General features: G+C 60.5%; 18 protein-coding genes and 2 pseudogenes. 11 read left to right on the top strand and 9 right to left on the bottom strand.

The annotated features are described in order from the left end of the window. Positions 1-64: 64 nt before the first annotated feature. A pseudogene (locus tag JFT80_RS02020) lies at positions 65-220 on the bottom strand (hypothetical protein); the annotation flags it as partial. Positions 221-495: 275 nt separating this feature from the next. Next, positions 496-720, bottom strand: a complete 225-nt coding sequence (locus JFT80_RS02015; RefSeq protein ID WP_007898912.1) for a hypothetical protein — start codon at positions 718-720, stop codon at positions 496-498. 989 nt (positions 721-1,709) lie between these two features. Here JFT80_RS02015 and JFT80_RS02010 point away from each other — a divergent pair. Then, entirely contained in the window at positions 1,710-2,033 is a 324-nt protein-coding gene (locus JFT80_RS02010) for a sel1 repeat family protein (protein WP_201146755.1), read from the top strand. Positions 2,034-2,208: 175 nt separating this feature from the next. Continuing rightward, positions 2,209-3,573, top strand: a complete 1,365-nt coding sequence (gene rmuC / locus JFT80_RS02005; protein WP_201146757.1) for a DNA recombination protein RmuC — start codon at positions 2,209-2,211, stop codon at positions 3,571-3,573. Positions 3,574-3,604: 31 nt separating this feature from the next. On the opposite strand, the pseudogene JFT80_RS02000 reads toward rmuC, so the two are convergent. Both JFT80_RS02000 and JFT80_RS01995 read right to left on the bottom strand, forming a co-directional pair. Continuing rightward, positions 3,605-7,074 (bottom strand): annotated as a pseudogene (locus JFT80_RS02000) (NahK/ErcS family hybrid sensor histidine kinase/response regulator). A 130-nt stretch (positions 7,075-7,204) separates the two neighbouring features. Further along, positions 7,205-7,744, bottom strand: a complete 540-nt coding sequence (locus JFT80_RS01995) for a TetR/AcrR family transcriptional regulator (protein ID WP_201146754.1) — start codon at positions 7,742-7,744, stop codon at positions 7,205-7,207. Between the two features lie 91 nt (positions 7,745-7,835). Between JFT80_RS01995 and JFT80_RS01990 the strand changes: the two genes are divergently transcribed. The 3 genes from JFT80_RS01990 to JFT80_RS01980 all read left to right on the top strand — a co-directional run bounded on the left by JFT80_RS01990 (position 7,836) and on the right by JFT80_RS01980 (position 12,263). Then, positions 7,836-9,026 (top strand): MFS transporter, encoded by a 1,191-nt coding sequence (locus tag JFT80_RS01990; RefSeq protein ID WP_201146753.1) that lies wholly within the window; start codon positions 7,836-7,838, stop codon positions 9,024-9,026. A gap of 113 nt (positions 9,027-9,139) precedes the next feature. Then, positions 9,140-10,276: a TDT family transporter gene (locus tag JFT80_RS01985; RefSeq protein ID WP_201146752.1), complete on the top strand. Its 1,137-nt coding sequence runs from the start codon at positions 9,140-9,142 to the stop codon at positions 10,274-10,276. Between the two features lie 112 nt (positions 10,277-10,388). Beyond that, positions 10,389-12,263, top strand: a complete 1,875-nt coding sequence (locus JFT80_RS01980) for an MFS transporter (protein WP_201146751.1) — start codon at positions 10,389-10,391, stop codon at positions 12,261-12,263. A gap of 44 nt (positions 12,264-12,307) precedes the next feature. On the opposite strand, the gene JFT80_RS01975 is transcribed toward JFT80_RS01980, so the two are convergent. The 5 genes from JFT80_RS01975 to JFT80_RS01955 form a co-directional block, all read right to left on the bottom strand. Beyond that, positions 12,308-13,234, bottom strand: a complete 927-nt coding sequence (locus JFT80_RS01975) for a GGDEF domain-containing protein (protein ID WP_201146750.1) — start codon at positions 13,232-13,234, stop codon at positions 12,308-12,310. Between the two features lie 373 nt (positions 13,235-13,607). Further along, a complete protein-coding gene (locus tag JFT80_RS01970; protein WP_122838018.1) occupies positions 13,608-14,348 on the bottom strand; it encodes a YciK family oxidoreductase in 741 nt (246 codons plus the stop codon). Positions 14,349-14,523: 175 nt separating this feature from the next. Continuing rightward, positions 14,524-15,195 carry an N-acetylmuramic acid 6-phosphate phosphatase MupP gene (mupP, locus tag JFT80_RS01965; protein ID WP_201146749.1) on the bottom strand — a complete coding sequence of 224 codons (672 nt, stop codon included), beginning with the start codon at positions 15,193-15,195 and terminating at the stop codon, positions 14,524-14,526. Between the two features lie 4 nt (positions 15,196-15,199). Beyond that, on the bottom strand, positions 15,200-15,898 hold the full coding sequence (gene ubiG, locus JFT80_RS01960; protein WP_007908399.1) for a bifunctional 2-polyprenyl-6-hydroxyphenol methylase/3-demethylubiquinol 3-O-methyltransferase UbiG: 699 nt from the start codon (positions 15,896-15,898) through the stop codon (positions 15,200-15,202). A gap of 58 nt (positions 15,899-15,956) precedes the next feature. Beyond that, positions 15,957-17,291, bottom strand: a complete 1,335-nt coding sequence (locus tag JFT80_RS01955) for a TRZ/ATZ family hydrolase (protein ID WP_201146748.1) — start codon at positions 17,289-17,291, stop codon at positions 15,957-15,959. Positions 17,292-17,398: 107 nt separating this feature from the next. Between JFT80_RS01955 and mtnA the strand changes: the two genes are divergently transcribed. The 6 genes from mtnA to JFT80_RS01925 all read left to right on the top strand — a co-directional run. Next, positions 17,399-18,475: an S-methyl-5-thioribose-1-phosphate isomerase gene (mtnA, locus tag JFT80_RS01950; protein WP_201146747.1), complete on the top strand. Its 1,077-nt coding sequence runs from the start codon at positions 17,399-17,401 to the stop codon at positions 18,473-18,475. 425 nt (positions 18,476-18,900) lie between these two features. Beyond that, entirely contained in the window at positions 18,901-21,558 is a 2,658-nt protein-coding gene (gene gyrA / locus JFT80_RS01945; protein WP_201146746.1) for a DNA gyrase subunit A, read from the top strand. Between the two features lie 245 nt (positions 21,559-21,803). Further along, on the top strand, positions 21,804-22,889 hold the full coding sequence (gene serC, locus JFT80_RS01940) for a 3-phosphoserine/phosphohydroxythreonine transaminase (RefSeq protein WP_201146745.1): 1,086 nt from the start codon (positions 21,804-21,806) through the stop codon (positions 22,887-22,889). Next, a complete protein-coding gene (gene pheA / locus JFT80_RS01935) occupies positions 22,889-23,983 on the top strand; it encodes a prephenate dehydratase (protein WP_016770924.1) in 1,095 nt (364 codons plus the stop codon). The genes serC and pheA overlap by 1 nt, the downstream gene beginning before the upstream one ends. 12 nt (positions 23,984-23,995) lie before the next feature. Next, a complete protein-coding gene (hisC, locus tag JFT80_RS01930; protein WP_201146744.1) occupies positions 23,996-25,108 on the top strand; it encodes a histidinol-phosphate transaminase in 1,113 nt (370 codons plus the stop codon). Positions 25,109-25,136: 28 nt separating this feature from the next. After that, the coding region (locus JFT80_RS01925) for a prephenate dehydrogenase/arogenate dehydrogenase family protein (protein ID WP_201146756.1) at positions 25,137-25,527 on the top strand (391 nt) is incomplete at its 3' end.

Below are 25,527 nucleotides of genomic sequence, written 5' to 3'. Positions count from 1 at the left end.
GCAGGTCGCCAGGGTTTTCGCATTTATCGTGAAACGCTTTTTCGCGTTTTCGTGCGCCGCTTCAGCCGTGGCCCCGGCGGTCGTGCAGGGCGGAACCAAGGGCTGACTGGCTGGCGGCGATACCCAGCAGCAGGGATTCGGCAGTTGCGCTATGGCGTCCGAGGTAGAGCAAGGTCGGACGAATCACATAGCGGCACAGTTCGCTGGCAGCGATACCCATAAAGCCCTCGGAGCGGAAGTGGTCGGCGATACCTGAAAGGGGGCCTTGGCAGCGATGGATCGGTTCAGGCTCGCCGGAAGCGGATCAAGCCGCTTGAGTTGAAGTGTAGTGTCATATTCGCGACGTAAAGGCCTGTTTTTAAAATATTTCCGTCGGCCAGTTATAACCGTTATATCGGTTGGTGCTTAAGCTTTGGCGGCTGGAAGGGAAATATCAGGCAATAAAAAGCCCCGCGTTTTAAGCGAGGCTTTTGATGTTTCAGTCTTTCTGGCGTATCAGGCAACCAGTGCCTGACGGGTACGCTCGATCACGGCCTGCAGCGGTTCAGCGCTGGAGTATTGATCTGGGTACAGACGCTCGCTGTGGCGGGCGATACCGTGTTCGTTGACCAATGTGAAGCTGAAGCAGCCTTTGCGAGCGGCCATGATCAGGCAGTTCATCGGAGCAAAAGCGTTGGTTAGGGTGCGAATGGCATCCTGAGTATGGATTTGAGTAGACATAGTTATTAGGTGTTCCTACAAATGACACGGATAAGAACCGTGCAACGTTAAAACGTTCCAGTAACGTCGACCACCATTGGTCGAACGAAGAACCCGACTGGAACAAAGCAGCCAGTTTGAAGCGCTTATAAGTTGGCGCGCTTGGGCTGGCAGGTAGGTACTTAGGAGGGCAGGCAACACATCAAGGGCAAAGGTTCTGGGCCCGGGGTGAAGATCCTGATCAATTTGCAGGTTGGTTCGGTCAGAGTAAGTGGCCTTCGCAACACCCTTTGCATTTATCAAAGGCAGTGCTGTCGCAAGATTTACCTGGAAACCATCGAGGGGTCGTTCCCGCTGTTTTCGGTAGGGGCTTCTTGGAAGAAGGCTGACCGTGGGGATGTGTTCGACCGGAATTGACTTTCAGCTTGGTACTAACGCCGCGGATAGTAACAAAACAATATTGGTAATGGAAGGGGTATAAGCAAAGAAACCGTGGCGAGCACAATCGAACCGATTTTTCAGGCATGGCCATTGGTCGGGTGCGCTGTGCAGTAGCACAGAATCCGACCGCTGGTTGAGCACGCAGGCTTGGCCCCAGACCGGCCTGGATCAAGGGTTGTGAACGAGTAATCAACAGGTTCGTAGCGCAAAACGACCCGAAAAAGCGCATCGATATAACCGGGTAACAGGTACTTGTGCACATTAGTTGCGCGAGCTGTAACAACGCTGTCACACCAAACCTGACCCCGGTGGCTGCCTGCATCGAAAGTTTAAGTCAATGAAAAACATCGCTTTTTTTTGTTGGTGAAAAAATCGTCAGTTTGACTGCGGGCCCCATTCTACAAGGCTTTGCGAGGGTTGAAGGACGGTTGTCCACTGAGTTATCCACAGCTTCTGTGGATTGTCCCGAGCGCTTGCTCTAGCACGGGCGTGCCGGGTTATTTTTCGACTTTACCTGTAAGAAAAAGAGAGTAGAGTGGCGCGCCTTCCGATCTGTCCCACAGTGCTTTATGAAGTTTCGCTCAGTATCAGACTCTGTTACCTCACAACTCCCTCCTGTTACCCCGCCCAAGCGATTTTCCGTGCGTGTGGCCGAATGGCTACTCGACAGCCCGCGCCTGAGTGACAGCCATAATGCCAAGCACCTCGCCGGCCGCCTGCTCAAGCAACCGGCGCGCGAAGGCGTTGTGGCTGCACAAAGCCGCCTCGGCCAGCTGATGTGCCGCGAGTGTGGCAATGCCCGTGACCGACGTATCGGCCACGACCTGTTGCGCCAGGCTGCCCGCGCCGGCGACCTACGTGCGCAACAGGAACTGGGCCTCATCGAAGACTGAGCTGTCCAAGCTCTGACGCCTTGGTTAACCTTCAAGCTTTATCTCATCGGCAGGAGCGGCTATGGCTATGGACTTGACCAGCATTTTGCTTGGTCTTGCGGGGGCTGCCCTGCCGTTGTTGGTATTAGCCTGGCAATTGCAGCGCCGCGCCAGCGTGACGCAGGCGCAAGTGGCATTGCTGCAGGAGCGGCTGGCGATGTCCCTGCTGGCGCAGGATGGCCTGAACGCCCAGCTGGAAACCAGTCGCGATGAAATCGCTGACCTCAGTCAGATCAACACGTCCAGGCAGGCCGAGCTGGCCGCGCTGCGCCGCGAAGTCGAACTGTTGCAGGTCGAGCGCGACGACGCCCGGGACGCCGCGCATGCCTGGAACATCGAGCGTGCTGGCAAAGAGGCTGAGCTGCGCCGTCTCGACGCCCAAGCCGCTTCCCTGCATGCCGAGCTGCGCGAACAACAGGAAAGCCATCAGCAGCGGCTCAGCGACCTCCAGGGCTCGCGGGATGAGTTGCGTGCCCAGTTCGCCGAACTGGCGGGCAAGATCTTCGATGAGCGCGAGCAGCGGTTCGCCGAGACCAGCCAGCAGCGCCTGGGCCAGTTGCTGGATCCGCTGAAAGAGCGCATCCAGTCATTCGAAAAGCGTGTCGAAGAAAGCTACCAGGCTGAGGCGCGGGAGCGTTTCTCGCTGGCCAAGGAGCTGGAGCGCCTGCAGCAGTTGAACCTGCGGTTGAGCGACGAAGCCACCAACCTGACCCGCGCACTCAAGGGGCAGAAAACCCAGGGCAACTGGGGTGAGCTGATCCTTGAGCGGGTGCTGGAACACGCGGGCCTGGAGAAAGGCCGCGAGTACCAGACCCAGGTCACGCTCAAAGGGCCTGACGGCGAGCGGTTCCAGCCGGACGTCATCATCTACTTGCCGGGCGACAAGCAGGTGGTGGTCGACTCCAAGGTCAGCCTGACGGCTTACCAGCAGTACGTGGCGGCTGATGATGAGGCCATCGGCCAGATCGCCCTCAAGCAACATGTGCTGTCCCTGCGCACCCATGTCAAAGGCTTGTCCGGCAAGGACTACAAGCGTCTCGACGGCTTGCACAGCCTGGATTTCGTTTTACTGTTCGTGCCGATCGAAGCGGCGTTTTCGGCCGCCTTGCAGGCTGAGCCGAGCCTGTTTCAAGAGGCGTTCGACCGCAACATCGTCATCGTCAGCCCGACCACGCTGCTGGCAACGCTGCGGGTGATCGACAGCCTTTGGAAGCAGGAGCGCCAAAGCCAGAACGCCCGGGAAATTGCCGAGCGCGCCGGCTGGCTGTACGACAAATTCGTCTTGTTCATTCAGGACCTGGACGAAGTCGGCAATCGCTTGCAACAACTGGACAAGGCCTACAGCTCCGCGCGCAACAAACTCACAGAAGGGCGCGGCAACCTGGTCAGCCGCAGTGAACAGCTGAAATTGCTGGGCGCTCGGGCGAGCAAGAGCCTGCCGGCGGATCTGCTGGAGCGGGCGATGACGGATGTGGATGGGTTGGCGGAGTTGCCGGAATAGGACAAAGATCGTCCGCGTTCGGACGATCTTTTTAAAGCGGCAAATGCTTGCTCAACAACGCCCTCAGCGCCGCCGGCTTAACCGGTTTGGCCAGGTACCCAAGCCCCGCCGCATGCACCTGGGCGACCATCTCCGGCCGACCATCGGCGCTAATCACCACCCCGGCACCGGCTCGCCCAGACGAGTGCGTAGCCAGGCCATCAATTCGGTGCCGGTTTCGCCGTCGTCCAGGTGGTAATCGACCAGCGCCAGTTGCGGGCGCATCCCTTCGCTGAGCAGGGCCGCGCACTCATCGCGATTGCGCGCAGTCCACACCTGGCAGCCCCAGCGGGTCAGCAGGCTGTTCATGCCGATAAGGATGCTGTCCTCGTTGTCGACGCAGAGCACCTGGGCGCCACTCAACAATTTGCCGTTAAGCTCGGCAGTCTTGACCGGCAACGCCGCCTGCGCCCGGGCCAAAGGCACGCACACGCTGAACACACTGCCACGCCCCGGCCGTGAACGCACTTGCAGGCGATGGCCTAAAACCCGACACAGGCCGTCGGCAATCGCCAGGCCCAGGCCCAGGCCTTTCTCGGCGCGAGTCTGATGGCTGTCCAGGCGTTTGAATTCTTCGAAAATGACCTTCTGCTTGTCCTCGGCAATGCCCGGCCCGCGATCCCAGACCTCCAGCCACACCTCGCCCCGGCGTCGCCGGACGCCCAGCAGCACCGGGCCTTTGGCATAACGGAAAGCGTTGGTAAGGAAATTCTGCAAAATGCGCCGCAGCAATTTGATGTCGCTTTCGACCCGCAACTTGCTGCCGCGCACGCGGAACTTCAGGCCCTGGTCCCTGGCGAGTGCCTCTGAACTCCGCACCCAGCACGTCGAACAGCTCATTGAGCTCGAACGGCTTCGAATCGGAGTTGATCTTGCCGTTTTCCAGGCGGGAAATGTCCAGCAAGTCGCTGATCAGGTCTTCGGCAGAGCGCAACGAGGTGTCCAGGTGCTGTACCAGTTTCTGTGCTTCGCTGGACAGGCCGTCATCCTGGTGGGAGAGGGCGGCGGAGAACAGTCGTGCGGCGTTCAGCGGCTGCATCAGGTCGTGACTGACCGCCGCGAGAAAGCGCGTCTTGGACTGATTGGCAGACTCGGCGGTACCTTTGGCCTCGGTGAGGGCGACGTTGAGTTGCGACAGTTCGTGGGTGCGTTCGGTCACCCGGCGTTCCAGGCCTTCATTGGCTTCGGTCAGCGCCTGTTCGGCCTCACGGAACGCGGTGATGTCGGTGAAACTCATGACGAAGCCGCCACCGGGCATCGGGTTGCCGATCAGCTCGATCACCCGGCCATTCGGAAACAGCCGCTCGGACGTGTGGGCGCGGCCCTGGCGCATCCAGTGCAGGCGGCGGGCGACGTGCACTTCAGCTTCACCCGGGCCACACAGGCCGCGCTCGGCGTTGTGCCGAATGATGTCGGCAATCGGCCGGCCGACGCTGATCAAACCGTCCGGGTAGTTGAACAGTTCGAGGTAGCGCCGGTTCCACGCCACCAGCTTCAGCGACTGGTCGACCACGCTGATGCCCTGGGTGATGTTCTCGATCGCGCCTTGCAGCAACGCACGGTTGAATTGCAGGACTTCGGAGGCTTCGTCGGCGATTCGGACGACATCCTCGAGTTGCATCTCGCGGCCTTCGATCGCCGCTTTCACCACGGCGCGAGTCGACGAGGCACCCAGCACGCCCGCCAGCAAGCGCTCGGTGTGGGCGATCCACTCGCCGTCGGCATTCTGGTTCGGGTTGAAGCCTTTGCCCTGGCGATAGGCGAAGCGGATGAAACTCTGGCGGGCACGTTCCTCACCGACAAAGCGTGCGGCCAGCTGCAGCAGGTCGTCGATCTGCACCGCCAGCATCGAGCGTGCGCTTGGCCGGGCGCTGATTTCCTGGCCAATGAATCGACCGGCCTGCCAGTGTTCGGACACCCGTGTGCGCGACAGTACCGAGACCCAGGCGAATAACGTGAAGTTGCCCACCAGCGAGAGCACCACCCCTTGAGTCAGTGGAGTGATGGGCAGATTCAGCGGATTGCTCTGCAGCCAGGCCAGGCCGGGGAAGGTACTCAGCGACCAGCCCAGGCTGTGCGCCGCGATCGGCAGCACCAGGGTGTAGAACCAGAGAAAGGTCCCGGCGGCCAGGCCGGCGAAGACGCCGCGGCGGTTGGCCTGCTTCCAGTAAAGTGCGCCCAGCATGGCGGGGGCCAGTTGCGTCACGGCGGCAAAAGCGATCTGGCCGATGGTCGCCAGGCTCGCGGTGGAGCCCAGCAGGCGATAGCTGACGTACGCCAGCAGCAGGATCACCACAATGCTGACCCGGCGTACCGACAGCATCCACTGGCGGAACACTTCGAACGGGCGCTCGGCATTGTTGCGCCGCAGCAACCATGGCAACAGCATGTCGTTGGAAACCATGGTCGACAGCGCGACACTCGCCACGATCACCATACCGGTCGCCGCCGAGGCACCGCCAATAAACGCCAGCAGCGCCAGGGCAGGGTGGGCCTGGGCCAGCGGCAGGCTGATGACGAACGAATCCGGCAGCACCGAGCTGGGCAGCAGCATCTGCCCGGCCAGGGCGATCGGCACGACAAACAGCGCGGCCAGGGCCAGATAGGCCGGAAACACCCACTTGGCCAGGCGCAGATCCTGCGGGTCGATGTTTTCCACTACGGTCACGTGGAATTGCCTGGGCAGGCAGATGATCGCCATCATCGCCACCCCGGTCTGCACGATCATCGATGGCCAGTTGATCGTCTCCTTCCAGTACTGCTCCAGGCGGGGGCCAGCATGGCCTGGTCAAACAGGTCTTCGAAACCGTCGTACAAACCATAAGTCACGAACGCACCCACCGCGAGGAAGGCGAACAGCTTGACCAGCGATTCAAAGGCAATGGCCAGCACCATGCCGCGGTGGTGTTCGGTGGCGTCGAGGTTGCGAGTGCCGAACACAATGGTGAACAGTGCCAGCACCAGTGACACAATCAATGCAGTGTCCTGGGCGCGGGTGCCCATGGCGTCGGCACCGGCACCGATCAGCAGGTTGACGCCGAGAACGATGCCTTTGAGTTGCAAGGCTATATAAGGCAGAACGCCGACCAGGCAGATCAGCGCGACCACCACCGCCAGGGTTTGCGATTTACCGTAGCGCGCGGCAATGAAGTCGGCGATGGAAGTGATGTTTTCCTGTTTGCTGATCATCACCATTTTTTGCAGAACCCACGGCGCGCCCACCAACAGCAGGATCGGCCCGAGGTAAATCGGCAGGAATGACCATAGTTGCTCGGCGGCCTGGCCGACCGCGCCGAAGAATGTCCAACTGGTGCAATAAACCGCCAGCGACAGGCTGTACACCCAGGCACGCATACGCGGCGGCAAAGGTGCGCTGCGACGGTCGCCGTAGAAGGCGATGGCGAACATGATGGCCATATAGGCCAGGGCGACGGCGGCGATCAGCCCGCTGGACAACGACATGCAACACTCCTGACAGAAGACCTCCCGGCACTCCTGCCCGGGCGGACAGTCTCGCATGCGCGGGGCGGTTAGTCAGTGTCGACCAAGGTCGTGGAGCGGCGGGGTGTCGCAGTCCGTATGCAGGCCCGTGTCACTGCCCCAGCGCAATATCAACCAACTGGTGCAACTCCTCCACCTCCAGCGCCGCCGCTGAAAACAGGATGCGAAACACGGTCGGTGCCGCCAGCAAATTGATCAGCCGATCAACGCTCGGCGCCTGCTCATCGGGATGCCGCTCAATGATCGTCTGCAATTGCGCGCCAATAATCGTCACGCAATACCCCGGCGTCGCGCTCGCCTGCACGTCGCGCATCATGTTGCGGCCGGGCTCGGAACTCATCTCGTCGAGATACTGTTCGGCCCAGGCGCGAATATCGCTGCGCAAGCTGCCGGTTTCTGCTGGCTCGATGTCCGGGCGCATGCGGGCGAGGGCGACGTCAGCCAATAACGCCGCCAGATCGCCCCAGCGCCGATAGATCGTCGACGGCGTAACCCCCGCGCGCGCCGCTATTTGCGGGACGGTCACGGTTGAGCGCTCCTGCTCTTGCAGAAGCGCGTGGACTGCCGAATGTATCGACTCTTGCACCCGGGCACTGCGGCCGCCTGGGCGTAAACCTTCTCTAATAGCCATGGGGCAGACCTTAACACAAAGAATTTGCTTTAAGAGCAAGCCGAGAGCACACTCCGCAAAAGCAAAAAATTAGCTTTTGCGGAGTGTGCACATGACCAGCCTTGCGTCCCATCGATCCAGCCTGTGGTTTCTGGCGATTACCTTACTGAGTTTTCTCGCGGCTTCCACGGCACCGACGCCGCTGTATCACCTGTATCAGGAGCATCTGCATTTTTCAGCGGCTACCTTGACCGTGATTTTCGGGGTCTACGCCATCAGTTTGCTCGTCGCGTTGCTCACCGTGGGGTCGCTATCGGATTTCCTGGGGCGCAAGCCGGTGATTTTTACCGCCGTGATGCTGAACATCCTCGCGATGCTGCTGTTTATCAAGGCCGACTCGGTTGCCTGGTTGATTGCCGCCCGCGTCCTGCAGGGCTTCGCCACCGGCATGGCCACGGCGGTGTTGAGCGCCGCATTGCTGGATGCCAATCGCCAGCAAGGGCCGTTGATCAACAGTGTGGCGCCGTTGCTGGGCATGGCACTGGGCGGCATGGGTTGTGGGCTGCTGGCCGAATTCGCCCCGGCGCCATTGCAACTGACGTACTGGCTGTTGCTGGCGTTGTTTGTGTTGCAGGCGCTGTATGTCTGGCGTTTGCCGGAAAGCGTCAGCCGACAAACCGGTGCCTGGGCGTCGTTGCGGCCGACCTTGCATGTGCCGCCCCAGGCCCGGCGCACCTTGTGGATGGTGTTGCCGATCAACACAGCGGTCTGGGCCCTCGGTGGTTTCTACGCATCCCTGGCCCCTTCGCTGGTGCGCACCGCGACCGGCTCCACGTCGAACCTGATTGGCGGTGCGACGGTTGCGGCATTGACGGTGACCGGAGCCCTGATGATCTACTGCCTGCGCAACCGGCCAGGCGACAAGGTGCTGCAACTGGGCGCCACCCTGCTGCCAGCCGGCGTCGCGTTGATCCTGATCGCCGTGCACACTGCCAGCCTGGCGCTGTTCTTTGTCGGCACCCTGGTGGCAGGGTGCGGTTTTGGCGCGGGTTTTCTTGGCGCGGTGCGCAGCCTCGTACCGCTGGCCTTGCCCCACGAGCGGGCCGGGTTAATGTCGGCGTTCTACGTGCTCAGCTATCTGGCGTTCTGCCTGCCGGCGTTGCTGGCCGGCAGCCTGACTCGCACCTTCGGCCTGGTGGCCTCCACCGACGCCTATGGTGCGGTATTGATAATACTGGCGCTGGGGGCGTTGTTTGCGCTGGTGCGCCAGCCGCCAGTGAAAGTGTGTAGCGAGGTCCGGTAATCGGTATGGCCTATATCTGCAAAACAGATAACAGTTAGAGATATTACCCGTTATATAGATATTCGATTCGGTTCTACCATGGACTCAACCTCACCAGAGGACAGGAGTTCGCCATGACATGCACCACCCTCAAGCCCTTCACTCAGTTGCAGCACCCCCGCGAAGTCGTTCGCCAGTTCACGCCGAACTGGTTCGCCGCCACCATGGGCACCGGCGTATTGGCCCTGGCGCTTGCTCAGCTGCCATTTAACCTGCCGGGCCTGCGCGCTGCAGCCGAAGCGCTGTGGCTGTTCAATATCGGTTTGTTCGCGTTGTTCACCGTGCTGTATGCGGCGCGCTGGACGTGGTTTTTTCACGAGGCGCGGCGCATCTTCGGGCATTCCACGGTATCGATGTTCTTCGGCACCATTCCCATGGGCCTGGCGACCATCATCAACGGTTTCCTGGTGTTCGGCTTGCCGCGCTGGGGTGAGGGCGTGATTCAACTGGCCGAGGTGCTGTGGTGGCTGGACGTGGCGATGGCGCTGGCGTGCGGGGTGTTGATTCCCTACATGATGTTCACCCGGCAAGAGCACAGCATCGACCAGATGACCGCCGTCTGGCTGTTGCCGGTGGTTGCGGCGGAGGTGGCCGCGGCCAGTGGTGGCTTGCTCGCGCCGCACCTGGCCGACGCACATTCGCAGCTGGTGGTGCTGGTGACCAGCTACGTACTCTGGGCCTTCTCCCTGCCAGTGGCCTTCAGCATCCTGACCATCCTGATGCTGCGCATGGCCCTGCATAAACTGCCTCACGAAAACATGGCCGCTTCGAGCTGGCTGGCGCTGGGCCCCATTGGTACCGGTGCGCTCGGCATGTTGCTGCTGGGCGGCGATGCACCGGCGATCTTCGGGGCCAATGCAATGGGCGGTGTCGGGGAAATAGCTGCCGGCCTGGGCCTGATCGCCGGGATCACGCTGTGGGGGTTCGGCCTGTGGTGGATGCTGATTGCGCTGCTGATCACTGTGCGCTACCTGCGTGCGGGCATTCCGTTCAACCTGGGCTGGTGGGGCTTCACCTTTCCCCTCGGCGTGTATGCCCTGGCCACCTTGAAACTGGCCAGCGTCCTGAACCTGATGTTCTTCAGCCTGTTCGGCTGCCTGCTGGTGGCCATGCTCGCGGTGATGTGGCTGATCGTCGGTAAACGCACGGTGCAAGGCGCGTGGCGCGGCGAGCTGTTTGTCTCACCTTGCATTGCAGGTTTAAGGAAATAAACGGCGAACACAGGTAATTTGTGGCCTGAATCAGGATTTGTCACTCCAAGTACTGTATGCACTGGTTTGCACGCCACTCATTACCCAAAATCATAACGGGGACACACGGAAGATGAGTCATCCCTCACAGTTCACCTTGCTGCGCACCCGGCGTTTCCTGCCGTTTTTCGTGACACAGTCTCTTGGGGCATTCAACGACAACATATTCAAACAGTCGCTGATCCTCGCCATCCTGTACAAGTTGACCATTGATGGCGATCGCTCGATCTGGGTCAATCTGTGTGCGTTGCTGTTTATCCTGCCGTTTTTCCTGTTCTCGGCGCTGGCCGGCCAGTTCGGCGAGAAGTTTGCCAAAGACGCGCTGATCCGCCTGATCAAGCTCGGGGAAATCGCCATCATGGCGGTAGGCGCTGTGGGTTTCATGTTCGACCACCTGTGGTTGATGCTGCTGGCGCTGTTTGCCATGGGCACTCACTCCGCGCTGTTTGGTCCGGTGAAATACTCGATCCTGCCCCAGGCCTTGCGTGATGAGGAGCTGGTGGGCGGCAACGGGCTAGTGGAGATGGGCACCTTCCTGGCGATTCTCGCGGGCACCATCGGCGCCGGCATCATGATGTCGTCCAGTCATTACGCACCGATTGTTTCCACCGCGATCATCGGCGTGGCCGTGCTCGGCTACCTCGCCAGTCGCAGCATTCCGCGAGCGGCGGCGGCAACGCCGCAAATGCGCCTGAACTGGAACATCTTCAGCCAATCCTGGGCGACCCTGAAACTCGGTCTGGGCCAGACCCCGGCGGTGTCGCGCTCGATTGTCGGCAACTCGTGGTTCTGGTTTGTCGGGGCGATTTATCTGACGCAGATCCCGGCCTACGCCAAGGAGTGGATGCACGGCGACGAAACCGTGGTCACGCTGATCCTGACCGTGTTTTCGGTCGGTATTGCTTTGGGGTCGATGCTTTGCGAGAAGCTCTCCGGGCGCAAAGTCGAGATCGGTCTGGTGCCGTTCGGCTCATTCGGTCTGACCGTGTTCGGGCTGCTGCTGTGGTGGCATTCCGGTGGAATCCCGGACAGCGTCACCGGCCACAGCTGGATTGAGGTACTGGGTTTCGTCCACACCTGGGCGGTATTGATCGACATTCTCGGTCTCGGCGTTTTCGGCGGTTTCTACATCGTGCCGCTGTACGCCCTGATCCAGTCGCGTACCGCCGAGAATGAGCGGGCGCGGGTGATCGCGGCCAACAACATTCTCAACGCACTGTTTATGGTGGTGTCGGCCATTGTTTCGATCGTGTTGTTGAGCGTGGCGAAACTGTCGATCCCGCAGCTGTTCCTTGTGGTCTCGTTGCTGAACATCGGTGTCAACGCCTACATCTTCAGGATTGTTCCCGAGTTCAGCATGCGTTTCATGATCTGGTTGCTCAGCCATTCCATGTACCGTGTCGAGCATCGCAACCTCGAAGCAATCCCGGATGAAGGCGCAGCGTTGCTGGTGTGCAACCACGTATCGTTCGTCGACGCCTTGCTGATTGGTGGCGCGGTGCGTCGGCCGATTCGCTTTGTCATGTACTACAAGATCTACAACCTGCCGGTGCTGAACTTTATCTTTCGCACGGCGGGGACAATTCCTATCGCTGGGCGCCAGGAAGACATTCAGATCTACGAAAAAGCCTTCACCCGCATCGCTCAGTATCTGAAGGACGGTGAGCTGGTGTGCATCTTCCCGGAAGGCAAGTTGACGGCTGATGGTGAGATGAACGAGTTCAAGGGTGGGCTGACGCGCATTCTCGAAGAGACGCCGGTGCCGGTGATTCCGCTGGCATTGCAGGGGTTGTGGGGGAGTTTCTTCAGTCGCGATCCGAACAAGGGTGTGTTCCGTCGCTTGTGGTCGCGGGTGACGTTGGTGGCCGGGGCCGCAGTGCCCGTCGAGGGCGCCGAGCCGGCCAAGCTGCAACACCTGGTGGGCGAGCTGCGGGGTGCGGTGCGCTGAATCAGTCGCCGCGGGCCGCGTGATCAGCGTGCCCGCAGGCGAACTCAGCCCGCCATCGCCAAGCGATTACGGCCTTCACGCTTGGCCACATACAGCGCGCTATCGGCACGTCGCACCAGGCTCTCGGCCGATTCGCCCGGCAACAGCGTCGAGCATCCCAGGCTGACAGTCAGCTCAAGTAACTGGCCATCGGCGTAATACTCCGCCGCCTGCGCCGCATAACGCAAACGCTCACCAACCATTGCCGCCGCCTCACGGCTGGTGTTGGACAGCAGTATCAGAAACTCTTCTCCGCCATAACGAAACACCATGTCGACATTGCGCAGTTGCCCTTTGATCGACGCGGCAACGGCTTTGAGCACGTCATCGCCGGCGCGGTGACCATGACTGTCGTTAACCCGTTTGAAATGGTCGATGTCGAGCATCAGCACCGACAACGGTTGCAGGTGCCGGCGTGACATTTCGATCTCGCGTTGCAGGGTCTGTTCCATGGCGATGCGATTGCCAGCGCCGGTCAACGGATCGCGCAACGCGCTTTGAGTGGCGGCGCGGTAGAGCAGGGCATTGCGCATCGGATAGAGCAGTGACGAAAGCAGCGATTCGAGATTGCCTTGTTCCTGATCGTTGAAGCGCTGATTGCGGCGGAACACCAGTTCGCCCATGTGCTCGCCTTCGTGGCTCAGGCTGTAGCTGACGGAATGATGACCACGAGCGCCGAATTCCAGGCGCAGGTCGCTGCCTTGGTGCACGTAGCTCAAGGCGTCCAGCGGAACGAGACGCTGAACTTCTCGGAAAAAAAGACCGAGGATCCGCTGCGGTTCAAGGCTGGTTTGCAGTTGCAGGCTCAGTTGCTGACGCAATTGCGCAAGACTGGTCGGCCGCTCCAGCAAGGGAGGCAGTTGACCAAAGCCCAGGCGTTGCAATTTGGCGCTGTCGAAGTCAATTGCATTGGTCTGGGAGGGTGATTTCATATGGCGTGAGCCCCTAAGCAGTAAGTCTGTCTTACAGGCTGGGTGAGAGCGGCTATGGGCTGCGCGTCATACTGATCCATCAGTCCCGTAGGACATTTGGCGTAAGTTTAGTCTGCCTGATGACGATTAGTAAGCTATCGACTGGAGCCCTGCCCCTATCTGCTATCACTCGCGTGTCTGAGCAAAATTAGAGCGAAACTCATGCCATTCGGTTCATTTGAATAAAAATTACTTTAAATCAACAGGTTGTCCGCTGGCTAAGGCGTTTGGTCAGGAACCGGCGACGGATGTTTGACTTAAAATAGGCTCAGTTGCGTGGCCCGACAGGTGCCGCGGCGAAAAGCCGGCGCGGCACGCAAGGCGACGTGCGGTATCACTGGGCGTTAAAGGCCTGCCCGTTGATACCCGAACTGTCCGGGCCCATCAGGTAGAGATAGACCGGCATGATCTCTTCGGGGGTCGGGTTGTTCAGCGGGTTTTCCCCAGGGTAAGCCTGGGCGCGCATGCTGGTGCGGGTCGCGCCCGGGTTGATGCTGTTGGAGCGCACCGGCGCAACGGTATCGACCTCGTCGGCCAGCGTTTGCATCAGGCCTTCGGTGGCGAACTTGGACACACCGTAAGCGCCCCAGTACGCCCGGCCCTTGCGCCCGACGCTGCTGGAGGTGAACACCACCGAGGCGTCCTGGGACAGCTTGAGCAGCGGCAGCAGGGTGCTGGTAAGCATGAACATGGCATTGACGTTGACTTGCATGACGCGCATGAAGTTTTCGCCCGACAGCTGTTCGATCGGCGTACGCGGGCCAATGATCGAGGCGTTGTGCAGCAGGCCGTCGAGGTGGCCGAACTCTGCTTCGATCATCGCCGCCAGCTCATCGTATTGATGGGGCAGGGCGGTTTCGAGGTTGAACGGGATGACGGCCGGTTGCGGGTGGCCAGCGGCTTCGATCTCGTCGTAGACCTGGGTCAGGTTGGCTTCGGTCTTGCCCAGCAGCAATACGGTTGCGCCATGCGCGGCGTAGGTTTTCGCAGCCGCAGCGCCAATGCCGCGCCCTGCACCGGTGACCAGAATGACCCGGTCCTTGAGCAATTCAGGGCGGGCGGAATAATCAAACATAAAAAACCTCGACTAAAACAAAAACAGATCGCGGCGCGGCCATCGCGGGCAAGCCCGCTCCCACAAGGATTGAAGGTGCACACATTTCGTATCCACCAACAAAAACCTGTGGGAGCGGGCTTGCCCGCGAAGGCGTCAGCATTCACACCACATCCCCAGAGTCTGGAACCAGCTTTCAGCAACTGCAGAGCGCGCTATCGAGCACCTTGCGCAATTCCGACGGATGATCCACCACCACGTCCGCGCCCCAATGCCGCGGGTTGTCGTCAGGATGAATGTAGCCAAACGTCACCGCCGCCGTTTTTGTGCCGGCATCGCGGCCCGATTCGATATCACGCAGATCATCGCCCACAAACAGAACCGTCGATGGATCCAGATCAAGCATCTTGCACGCGAGGATCAACGGCTCGGGATCAGGCTTGCTGTTTTTCACGTGATCCGGGCAGATCAACAGCGCCGAACGCTCGGCCAGCCCCAATTGCCGCATGATCGGTTCGGCAAAGCGCAGTGGTTTGTTGGTGACCACACCCCATACCAGATTGGCCTTCTCGATATCAGCGAGTAGTTCGCCCATGCCGTCGAACAGTTTGCTGTGCACGGCACAACCGACCAGATAACGCTCGAGGAACTCCAGACGCAGCGCCTCGAAGCCCGGCGACTCCGGATCCATCGAAAACGTCACCGCGACCATGGCTTTGGCGCCGCCGGAAATCTCGTCGCGGATGTGCTTGTCGTTGATCGGCGGCAAGCCGCGATCCGCGCGCATTGCCTGGCAGATGGCGATGAAGTCCGGCGCCGTGTCGAGCAGGGTGCCGTCCATGTCGAAAAGGACTGCTCTGATGGCCATCGGCTTACTCCTCGCGCAGGGTCTGGATCATGTAGTTGACGTCTACGTCGTTGGCCAGCTTGTAATGCTTGGTCAGCGGGTTGTAAGTCAGACCGATGATGTCCTTGACGGTCAGGCCGGCCATGCGGCTCCACGCGCCCAGCTCGGACGGACGGATGAACTTCTTGAAGTCGTGAGTGCCGCGCGGCAACAGCTTCATGATGTATTCGGCGCCGATGATGGCGAACAGGTACGCCTTCGGGTTGCGGTTGATGGTCGAGAAGAACACTTGGCCGCCCGGCTTGACCATGCGGAAGCAGGCGCGGATCACCGACGATGGGTCTGGCACGTGTTCGAGCATTTCCAGGCAAGTCACCACGTCGAACTGCTCGGGCATTTCCTCGGCCAGGGCTTCGGCGGTGATCTGCCGGTATTCGACGCTGACGCCGGATTCCAGCTGATGCAGTTGCGCGACCGCCAGCGGCGCTTCGCCCATGTCGATGCCCATCACGGTGGCGCCACGCTGGGCCATGGCTTCGCTGAGGATGCCGCCGCCGCAACCGACGTCGAGGACTTTCTTGCCGGCCAGATTGACCCGCTCGTCAATCCAGTTGACCCGCAGCGGGTTGATGTCGTGCAGTGGCTTGAACTCGCTTTCGCGGTCCCACCAGCGATGGGCCAGGGCTTCGAATTTGGCGATTTCGGCGTGGTCGACGTTGCTCATGTGTTCAATCCTCTAAAACTTGAAAAGGGTTGTAGCCGCGGAGGTTGCTCCGCGGTGTTTACGATTCGGTGTGGCCGCTGATGCGCTGGCCCCAGGCGCGGGCGGTGGCGCCCAGTTGTTGTTCGTCCAGTCGCGTCAGGCGGCGGTCGTCGAGCAGTTGTTTGCCGGCGACCCACAGGTGTTTCACGCAATCGCGACCGGTGGCATAGATAAGTTGTGACACCGGGTCATAGACCGGTTGCTGCGCCAGGCCAGACAGGTCGAAGGCGACGATGTCGGCGGCTTTGCCGATTTCCAGTGAACCAACCTGTGTTTCGATCCCCAGCGCACGCGCGCCATTCAGCGTCGCCATGCGCAGCGCACGATGGGCGTCCAGCGCGGTGGCCGAACCGGCGACGGCTTTCGCCAGCAGCGCGGCGGTGCGGGTTTCGCCGAGCAGGTCGAGATCGTTGTTGCTCGCCGCGCCGTCAGTGCCGACCGCGACATTCACCCCAGCCTGCCACAAACGCTCGACCGGGCAAAAGCCGCTGGCCAGCTTCAGGTTCGACTCCGGGCAGTGAATGACGCTGGTGTTGCTTTCTACCAGCAACGCGAGGTCGTCATCGCTGATCTGGGTCATGTGCACGGCCTGGAAGCGTGGGCCGAGCAGGCCCAGACGGCCGAGACGGGCCAGGGGGCGCTCGCCGCGCTGCTCCAGCGATTGCTGCACCTCAAAAGCGGTTTCGTGGACATGCATGTGGATCGATGCGTCCAGCTCCTCGGCAATCACGCGGATTTTCTCGAGGTTCTCGTCGCCGACGGTGTAGGGTGCATGAGGGCCGAAGGTGATTTTGATCCGCTCGTGATGCTTCAGATCACCGAACAGCTCGACACCCTGACGAATAGCTTCATCGGCGCTGCTGGCACCGGGAATCGGAAAATCAAGGATCGGAATCGCGATCTGCGCGCGAATGCCGCTGTTGTGCACGCGCTCGCTGGCAACCTTCGGGAAGAAGTACATGTCCGAGAAGCAGGTGATGCCACCCTTGATCTGCTCGGCGATGGCCAGATCGGTGCCGTCACGGACAAAATCTTCATCGACCCATTTGGCTTCGGCCGGCCAGATGTGGTTCTCCAGCCAAGTCATCAACGGCAGATCGTCGGCCAGGCCACGGAACAGCGTCATCGCCGCGTGGCCGTGGGCATTGATCAGGCCCGGGCTGAGCAAAACATCCGGTAATTCGCGCACTTCGCGGGCCTCAAGCTTCAATGCTGCGCTGCGTGGGCCGATAAATACGATGCGCCCTTCGCGGATGCCGATGGCGTGCTCCTTGAGGACTACGCCAGCGGGTTCGACAGGTACCAGCCAGGTCGGCAGCAATAACAGGTCGAGCGCAGCGGCAGTGTTCGGCATCGAGGATCGGTTCCAGGGCTTTTGTAAAGGATGGCGAAGTATACCCGAGCGTCTTGGCGGGGGGATCGCTATAATCGGCGGCTTTGTTTCTGAGTGCGGGGTGAGGGATGCGCGATCGACTGTTGGCTGCGGAGAAAGTAAAGGCCATCGATTGGCGAGATGGCGCGCTCCACCTGCTGGATCAGCGTATTTTGCCGTTCGAGGAAACCTGGATTGCCTACACCAGCGCCGCCGGCGTCGCTGAGGCGATTCGCTCGATGGTGGTGCGCGGCGCACCGGCCATCGGTATCAGTGCGGCCTATGGCATTGTGCTCGCAGCCCGCGCGCGGGTCGCTGAAGGTGGCGACTGGTATGCGGCGCTGGAAGAGGATTTCGCCCTGCTGGCAGACTCCCGCCCGACGGCGGTCAATCTGTTCTGGGCGTTGGGGCGCATGCACGATCGCCTTGATCGCTTGAAAGACAATGCTGATCCACTGGCGGCGCTGGAAGCCGAAGCCATCGCCATTCATGAAAGCGACCGCGAAGCCAACCTGACCATGGCGCAACTGGGCGTCGACCTTATCCGCAAGCATCAGGGCAATGCGCAGGCAATTTTGACCCACTGCAATACTGGCGCGCTGGCCACCGGCGGGTTCGGTACGGCGCTGGGTGTCATTCGGGCGGCTTTTATCGAAGGCATGGTTGAACGCGTTTACGCCGACGAAACCCGGCCCTGGCTGCAGGGTTCACGCCTGACCGCGTGGGAACTGGCCAATGAAGGCATTCCGGTGACCCTGAACGCCGACTCCGCGGCCGCGCACATCATGAAAACCAAGGGCGTGACCTGGGTGATCGTCGGCGCTGACCGCATCACCGCCAACGGTGATGTGGCGAACAAGATTGGCACCTATCAACTGGCGGTCAACGCCATGCACCACGGCGTGCGTTTCATGGTCGTGGCGCCGAGTTCGACCATCGACATGAACCTGGCCAGCGGCGACGACATCCCGATTGAGGAGCGTGACGGAGCCGAGTTGCTGGAAGTGGGCGGCAAGCGCGTTGGCGCGGACGTTGAAGCATTCAACCCGGTGTTTGACGTGACGCCGGCGGATCTGATCGATGCGATCGTCACCGAGAAAGGCATCGTCGAGCGCCCGGACACCGCAAAAATGGCCCAGTTGATGTGCCGCAAACGCCTGCATTGATTGGCTCTGACGTCTGTCGGGGCGCCATCGCGGGCAGCTTCACTCCCACAGGTATTGTGATCACTGGAGATCAGTGTGGGAGGTAGTCTGCTGGCGATGAAGCCCTAAAAGTCAATAAACAAGCCTAAACCGATCACAAAATCTTCATTCATTAACTCTCTAAGCCTCTCTCGTCCCCCTTTCAGGCGATTACTGGTCAACTAACTATGCACCATGCGCTTATGGGGGATAGGTGCGTGGCGGCGATTGTGGTAGCATCCGGCGTTTTCCGAGGCAGTCCCACGGGGTTGTCTTCACTGCGCAAATCCAGGGTTCAACTTGTTGATTTGTCGTAAGTCGGCGCATGGCACTCAGTCTGCATCGACGAGCTTCGTGATCCCTATGGATGTGACGAGGTTTCACCAGAAAAAGGAATCGAGCTTCTCATGGGCGAACTGGCCAAAGAAATCCTCCCGGTCAATATCGAAGACGAGCTGAAGCAGTCCTACCTCGACTACGCGATGAGCGTGATCGTCGGCCGTGCACTGCCGGATGCGCGCGATGGCCTCAAGCCCGTGCACCGTCGCGTACTGTTCGCGATGAGCGAGCTGGGCAACGACTTCAACAAGCCGTACAAGAAATCTGCCCGTGTTGTCGGTGACGTGATCGGTAAGTACCACCCTCACGGTGATACTGCGGTGTACGACACCATCGTCCGCATGGCTCAGCCTTTCTCTCTGCGCTACCTGCTGGTAGATGGTCAGGGCAACTTCGGTTCGGTCGACGGCGACAACGCTGCGGCCATGCGATACACCGAAGTGCGCATGACCAAACTGGCGCACGAGCTGCTGGCCGACCTGCACAAAGAAACCGTGGACTGGGTGCCGAACTACGACGGCACCGAGATGATCCCAGCGGTCATGCCGACCCGGATCCCCAACCTGCTGGTCAACGGTTCCAGCGGTATTGCCGTGGGCATGGCGACCAACATTCCGCCGCACAACCTCGGTGAAGTCATCGACGGTTGCCTGGCCCTCATCGACAATCCCGAGCTGACTGTCGACGAGCTGATGCAATACATCCCTGGTCCGGACTTCCCGACCGCTGCGATCATCAACGGTCGCGCCGGCATCATCGAAGCCTACCGCACCGGTCGTGGCCGCATTTACATGCGTGCGCGTTCGATGGTTGAAGACATCGACAAGGTCGGTGGTCGTCAGCAGATCGTTATCACCGAACTCCCTTACCAGTTGAACAAGGCGCGTCTGATCGAGAAGATCGCCGAGCTGGTTAAAGAGAAGAAACTGGAAGGCATCACCGAACTGCGCGACGAGTCCGACAAGGACGGTATGCGCGTCGTGATCGAATTGCGTCGAGGCGAAGTGCCTGAGGTGATCCTCAACAACCTCTACGCCCAGACTCAGTTGCAATCGGTATTCGGCATCAACATCGTGGCGCTGATCGATGGCCGTCCGCGGATCCTCAACCTCAAGGATCTGCTGGAAGCCTTTGTACGTCACCGTCGTGAAGTCGTCACCCGTCGTACCGTGTTCGAGCTGCGTAAAGCCCGCGAACGTGGTCACATCCTGGAAGGTCAAGCGGTTGCCCTGTCGAACATCGACCCGGTCATCGCCCTGATCAAGGCTTCGCCGACACCGTCGGAAGCCAAGGAAGCGCTGATCAGCACGCCTTGGGAATCCTCGGCGGTAGTGGCCATGGTTGAGCGTGCCGGTGCCGATTCTTGCCGTCCGGAAAACCTCGATCCGCAATACGGTCTGCGTGAAGGCAAGTACTTCCTGTCGCCAGAACAGGCGCAAGCCATCCTGGAACTGCGTCTGCACCGCCTGACCGGTCTGGAACACGAAAAGCTGCTGGCCGAGTATCAAGAGATCCTCAACCAGATCGGCGAGCTGATCCGCATCCTCAACAGCGCTGTGCGCCTGATGGAAGTAATCCGCGAAGAACTGGAAGTGATCCGCGCCGAATACGGCGACAAGCGTCGCACCGAGATTCTCGATGCCCGTCTCGACCTGACCCTGGGCGACATGATCCCGGAAGAAGAGCGCGTCGTGACCATTTCCCATGGTGGCTACGCCAAGACCCAGCCATTGGCTGCGTACCAGGCTCAGCGTCGTGGCGGTAAAGGCAAATCGGCCACCGGTATCAAGGATGAGGACTACATCGCTCACCTGCTGGTCGCCAACAGTCACTCCACGCTGTTGCTGTTCTCCAGCAAAGGCAAGGTGTACTGGCTGAAGACCTACGAAATTCCAGAAGCATCGCGTGCCGCGCGTGGTCGTCCGCTGGTCAATCTGCTGCCGCTGGAAGCTGATGAAACCATCACCACCATGCTGCCGGTCGAGGAATACACCGAAGGTCACTTCATCTTCATGGCGACTGCCAAAGGCACCGTGAAGAAGACCCCGCTGGAATCCTTCAGCCGTCAACGCAGCGTTGGCCTGATCGCGCTGGAGCTGGACGAAGGCGACGTATTGATCAGCGCCGCGATCACCGACGGCGAGCGTGAGGTCATGCTGTTTTCCGACGGCGGCAAGGTCACTCGCTTCAAGGAATCCGACGTACGTGCCATGGGCCGTACCGCCCGCGGCGTGCGCGGCATGCGCCTGCCAGAAGGGCAGAAGCTGATTTCGATGCTGATCCCTGAAGAAGGCAGCCAGATTCTCACCGCTTCGGCGCGTGGTTACGGCAAGCGCACGGCGATCTCCGAGTTCCCTGAGTACAAGCGTGGTGGTCAGGGCGTCATCGCCATGGTCAGCAACGATCGCAACGGCCGCCTGGTTGGCGCGGTTCAGGTACTCGATGGCGAGGAGATCATGCTGATTTCCGACCAGGGCACCCTGGTTCGTACCCGAGTCGACGAAGTATCCAGCCTGGGTCGTAACACCCAGGGCGTGACCCTGATCAAGCTGGCCAGCGACGAAACGCTGGTAGGCCTGGAGCGGGTTCAGGAGCCGTCGGAAGTCGAGGGCGAAGAACTGGAAGAAGGTGAAGAAGGTGCAGTGTTCGACGGTGAAGTCGTGATCGACGACGCTGGTGAAGACCAGCAACTCGATGCCGCTGCTGACGAAGAACCGCAGGAATAAGCGGGCACACAGGGGGCGGATGAAAATTCGCCCCCTTGTTGTTTGTCTCTCTGGAATTAATGATGCCTGTAGGAGCGAGCTTGCTCGCGATGGACGTCAACGATGACGCGGGTTTTCTGATTAAACCCGGCGTCTTCGAATCCATCGCGAGCAAGCTCGCTCCTACAGTTGATCGCGCCAGCCATTCGCGGGACGATCACACCGTACTATTGCGTGACTACCACCAAATCAGAGCGAGATTGGATGTGAGCAAGCGAGCCTATAACTTCTGCGCCGGTCCTGCGGCGCTTCCTGAAGCTGTCCTGAAGCGCGCCCAGGGTGAACTCCTTGATTGGCACGGCAAGGGTCTGTCGGTCATGGAAATGAGCCATCGCAGTGATGAGTTCGTGTCCATTGCCACCCAGGCCGAGCAGGACCTGCGTGACCTGCTGAATATCCCTTCGAACTATAAAGTGCTGTTTCTGCAAGGTGGCGCCAGCCAGCAGTTCGCGCAGATTCCACTGAACCTGTTGCCGGAAAGCGGCACTGCCGACTATATCGATACAGGCATCTGGTCGCAGAAAGCCATCGAAGAAGCCTCGCGCTACGGTCACGTCAACGTCGCCGCCACCGCCAAGCCTTACGACTATTTCGCCATTCCCGGCCAGAACGAGTGGAACCTGTCGAAAGACGCCGCTTACGTTCACTACGCGCCGAACGAAACCATCGGCGGTCTGGAATTCCAGTGGATCCCGGAAACCGGTGATGTGCCGCTGGTGGCCGACATGTCTTCGGACATTCTTTCGCGTCCGGTTGATGTCTCGCGTTTCGGCATGATCTACGCCGGTGCACAGAAGAACATCGGCCCGAGCGGCATCGTCGTCAACATCATCCGCGAAGACTTGCTCGGCAAGGCGCGCTCGCTGTGCCCGACCATGCTCGACTACAAAGTCGCGGCCGATAACGGTTCGATGTACAACACGCCGCCGACCTTGGCCTGGTATCTGTCGGGTCTGGTCTTCCAGTGGCTGAAAGAGCAGGGCGGCGTTGAAGCCATCGCCCAACTCAACGACGTCAAACAGCGCACGCTGTACGACTTCATCGACGCCAGCGGCCTCTACAGCAACCCGATCAACAAGTCGGACCGCTCGTGGATGAACGTGCCGTTCCGCTTGGCTGATGACCGTCTGGACAAGCCGTTCCTGGTCGGTGCCGACGAGCGCGGTCTGCTCAACCTCAAGGGTCACCGCTCGGTGGGCGGCATGCGCGCCTCCATCTATAACGCTGTCGACATCACCGCGGTCAACGCGCTGGTGGCATACATGGCTGAATTCGAGAAGGAACACGGCTGATGTCCGAGCAAGAACTCAAGGCACTGCGCGTTCGCATTGACGCTCTGGACACCAAAGTCCTCGAGCTGATCAGTGAGCGTGCGCGTTGCGCCCAGGAAGTCGCGCGAGTAAAGATGGCCTCGCTGGCCGAAGGCGAAGTGCCGGTGTTCTATCGTCCTGAGCGTGAAGCCCAGGTGCTCAAGCGCGTGATGGAGCGTAACCAGGGGCCGCTGGGCAACGAAGAGATGGCGCGGTTGTTTCGCGAGATCATGTCCTCGTGCCTGGCCCTCGAGCAGCCGCTGAAAGTGGCCTACCTCGGCCCTGAAGGCACATTCACCCAGGCCGCGGCCATGAAGCACTTCGGTCACGCAGTGATCAGCAAGCCAATGGCGGCGATCGACGAAGTGTTCCGTGAAGTGGCGGCGGGTGCGGTTAATTTTGGCGTGGTGCCGGTGGAAAACTCCACCGAAGGCGCGGTCAACCACACGCTGGACAGCTTCCTTGAACACGACATGGTGATCTGCGGTGAAGTTGAGCTGCGTATCCACCATCACCTGTTGGTCGGTGAAAACACCAAGACCGACAGCATCAGCCGCATCTATTCCCATGCCCAGTCTTTGGCCCAGTGCCGCAAGTGGCTTGATGCGCATTACCCGAATGTCGAGCGCGTGGCGGTGTCGAGCAACGCCGAAGCGGCCAAGCGGGTTAAAGGCGAGTGGAACTCGGCAGCGATTGCCGGCGACATGGCGGCTGGTCTGTATGGCTTGACCCGTCTGGCCGAGAAGATCGAAGACCGTCCGGACAACTCGACGCGCTTCCTGATGATCGGTAACCAGGAAGTGCCGCCGACCGGTGACGACAAGACCTCGATCATTGTGTCGATGAGCAACAAGCCTGGCGCGCTCCACGAGCTGCTGGTGCCTTTCCACGACAATGGTATCGACCTGACCCGTATCGAAACTCGTCCGTCGCGCAGCGGCAAATGGACCTATGTGTTCTTCATCGACTTCGTCGGCCATCACCGTGATCCGTTGATCAAAGGTGTATTGGAAAAGATCAGTCAGGAAGCCGTGGCACTCAAAGTGCTGGGCTCCTACCCCAAAGCAGTTCTCTAAGGGCGATAGCACATGAGTGGCAATTTCCTCGCTCTGGCACAGCCGGGCGTGCAACAACTTTCGCCGTACGTTCCGGGCAAGCCTGTGGACGAACTGGCGCGCGAGCTGGATCTGGATCCGGCAAAAATCGTCAAACTGGCGAGCAATGAAAACCCGCTGGGCGCCAGTCCGAAAGCCTTGGCGGCGATCCGTGAAGAGTTGGCCGAGCTGACCCGCTATCCGGACGGTAACGGTTTTGCGCTGAAATCCCTGCTGGCCGAGCAGTGCCGTGTCGAACTGAATCAGGTCACTCTGGGCAACGGCTCCAACGACATTCTTGAGCTGGTGGCGCGCGCCTATCTGGCGCCGGGCCTGAATGCCGTGTTCAGCGAGCACGCTTTTGCGGTGTATCCGATTGCCACTCAGGCCGTCGGCGCTCAGGCCAAAGTGGTTCCGGCCAAAGAATGGGGGCATGACCTGCCTGCGATGCTTGCCGCCATCGACGCCAACACCCGCGTGGTGTTCATCGCCAACCCGAACAACCCGACCGGCACCTGGTTCGGCGCTGAAGCGCTGGACGAGTTCCTGCAGGATGTTCCGGAGCATGTGTTGGTGGTGTTGGATGAGGCGTACATCGAATACGCCGAAGGCAGCGATCTGCCGGACGGTCTGGATTTCCTCGCCGCTTACCCAAATCTGCTGGTTTCGCGCACTTTCTCCAAAGCCTATGGCCTGGCGGCATTGCGTGTTGGCTACGGTTTGTCTACCGCCGTAGTGGCCGATGTGCTCAATCGGGTGCGCCAGCCATTCAACGTCAACAGCCTCGCCCTCGCCGCGGCCTGTGCGGCGTTGCAGGACAGCGACTACCTGGCTGAAAGCCGACGCCTGAACGAAGCCGGCATGCAGCAGCTGCGAGCGGGTTTCCGTGAGCTGGGTCTGGGCTGGATCGAGTCCAAAGGCAATTTTATCTGCGTGGACCTGGGTCGCGTCGCGGCGCCGGTCTTCCAGGGTTTGCTGCGTGAAGGCGTGATCGTGCGGCCGGTGGCCAACTACGGCATGCCGAACCACCTGCGCATCACCATCGGCTTGCCTGCCGAAAACAGCCGCTTCCTCGAGGCGCTGACCAAGGTTCTGGCCCGTGGTTGATGTCACTGCACTGCAACCTGCGGCGCCTATGATCGGGCGCCTGGTGGTGGTCGGCCTGGGCTTGATCGGTGGTTCCTTTGCCAAGGGGCTGCGCGAAAGTGGCCTGTGCCGCGAAGTGGTGGGGGTCGATCTTGATCCGCAGTCGCGCAAACTGGCGGTTGAGCTGGGTGTGGTGGATCGCTGCGAAGAAGACCTGGCGCTGGCCTGTCAGGGCGCCGACGTGATCCAGCTCGCCGTGCCGATCCTGGCCATGGAGAAAATGCTCGTCCGGTTGGCCGGCATGGACCTGGGCCAGGCGATCCTGACCGATGTCGGCAGCGCCAAGGGCAACGTGGTGCGTGCGGCCACCGAGGCGTTCGGCGGCATGCCGTCGCACTTCGTGCCGGGGCATCCGATTGCCGGTTCCGAGCAGAGCGGGG

Origin of the sequence: Pseudomonas sp. TH10, from assembly GCF_016651255.1 — a bacterium.
GTDB lineage: Bacteria > Pseudomonadota > Gammaproteobacteria > Pseudomonadales > Pseudomonadaceae > Aquipseudomonas.
Note: the sequence above shows the minus strand (reverse complement) of the source record. Positions and strands in the feature narration are given on the sequence as shown.

Excerpts from the sequence above, each read along its gene's own strand:
- JFT80_RS02015 (WP_007898912.1), bottom strand. The coding sequence starts at position 720 with ATGTCTACTCAAATCCATACTCAGGATGCCATTCGCACCCTAACCAAC.
- JFT80_RS02010 (WP_201146755.1), top strand. The coding sequence starts at position 1,710 with ATGAAGTTTCGCTCAGTATCAGACTCTGTTACCTCACAACTCCCTCCT.
- JFT80_RS01995 (WP_201146754.1), bottom strand. The coding sequence starts at position 7,744 with ATGGCTATTAGAGAAGGTTTACGCCCAGGCGGCCGCAGTGCCCGGGTG.
- JFT80_RS01990 (WP_201146753.1), top strand. The coding sequence starts at position 7,836 with ATGACCAGCCTTGCGTCCCATCGATCCAGCCTGTGGTTTCTGGCGATT.
- JFT80_RS01985 (WP_201146752.1), top strand. The coding sequence starts at position 9,140 with ATGACATGCACCACCCTCAAGCCCTTCACTCAGTTGCAGCACCCCCGC.
- JFT80_RS01980 (WP_201146751.1), top strand. The coding sequence starts at position 10,389 with ATGAGTCATCCCTCACAGTTCACCTTGCTGCGCACCCGGCGTTTCCTG.
- JFT80_RS01975 (WP_201146750.1), bottom strand. The coding sequence starts at position 13,234 with ATGAAATCACCCTCCCAGACCAATGCAATTGACTTCGACAGCGCCAAA.
- JFT80_RS01970 (WP_122838018.1), bottom strand. The coding sequence starts at position 14,348 with ATGTTTGATTATTCCGCCCGCCCTGAATTGCTCAAGGACCGGGTCATT.
- mupP (WP_201146749.1), bottom strand. The coding sequence starts at position 15,195 with ATGGCCATCAGAGCAGTCCTTTTCGACATGGACGGCACCCTGCTCGAC.
- ubiG (WP_007908399.1), bottom strand. The coding sequence starts at position 15,898 with ATGAGCAACGTCGACCACGCCGAAATCGCCAAATTCGAAGCCCTGGCC.
- JFT80_RS01955 (WP_201146748.1), bottom strand. The coding sequence starts at position 17,291 with ATGCCGAACACTGCCGCTGCGCTCGACCTGTTATTGCTGCCGACCTGG.
- mtnA (WP_201146747.1), top strand. The coding sequence starts at position 17,399 with ATGCGCGATCGACTGTTGGCTGCGGAGAAAGTAAAGGCCATCGATTGG.
- gyrA (WP_201146746.1), top strand. The coding sequence starts at position 18,901 with ATGGGCGAACTGGCCAAAGAAATCCTCCCGGTCAATATCGAAGACGAG.
- pheA (WP_016770924.1), top strand. The coding sequence starts at position 22,889 with ATGTCCGAGCAAGAACTCAAGGCACTGCGCGTTCGCATTGACGCTCTG.
- hisC (WP_201146744.1), top strand. The coding sequence starts at position 23,996 with ATGAGTGGCAATTTCCTCGCTCTGGCACAGCCGGGCGTGCAACAACTT.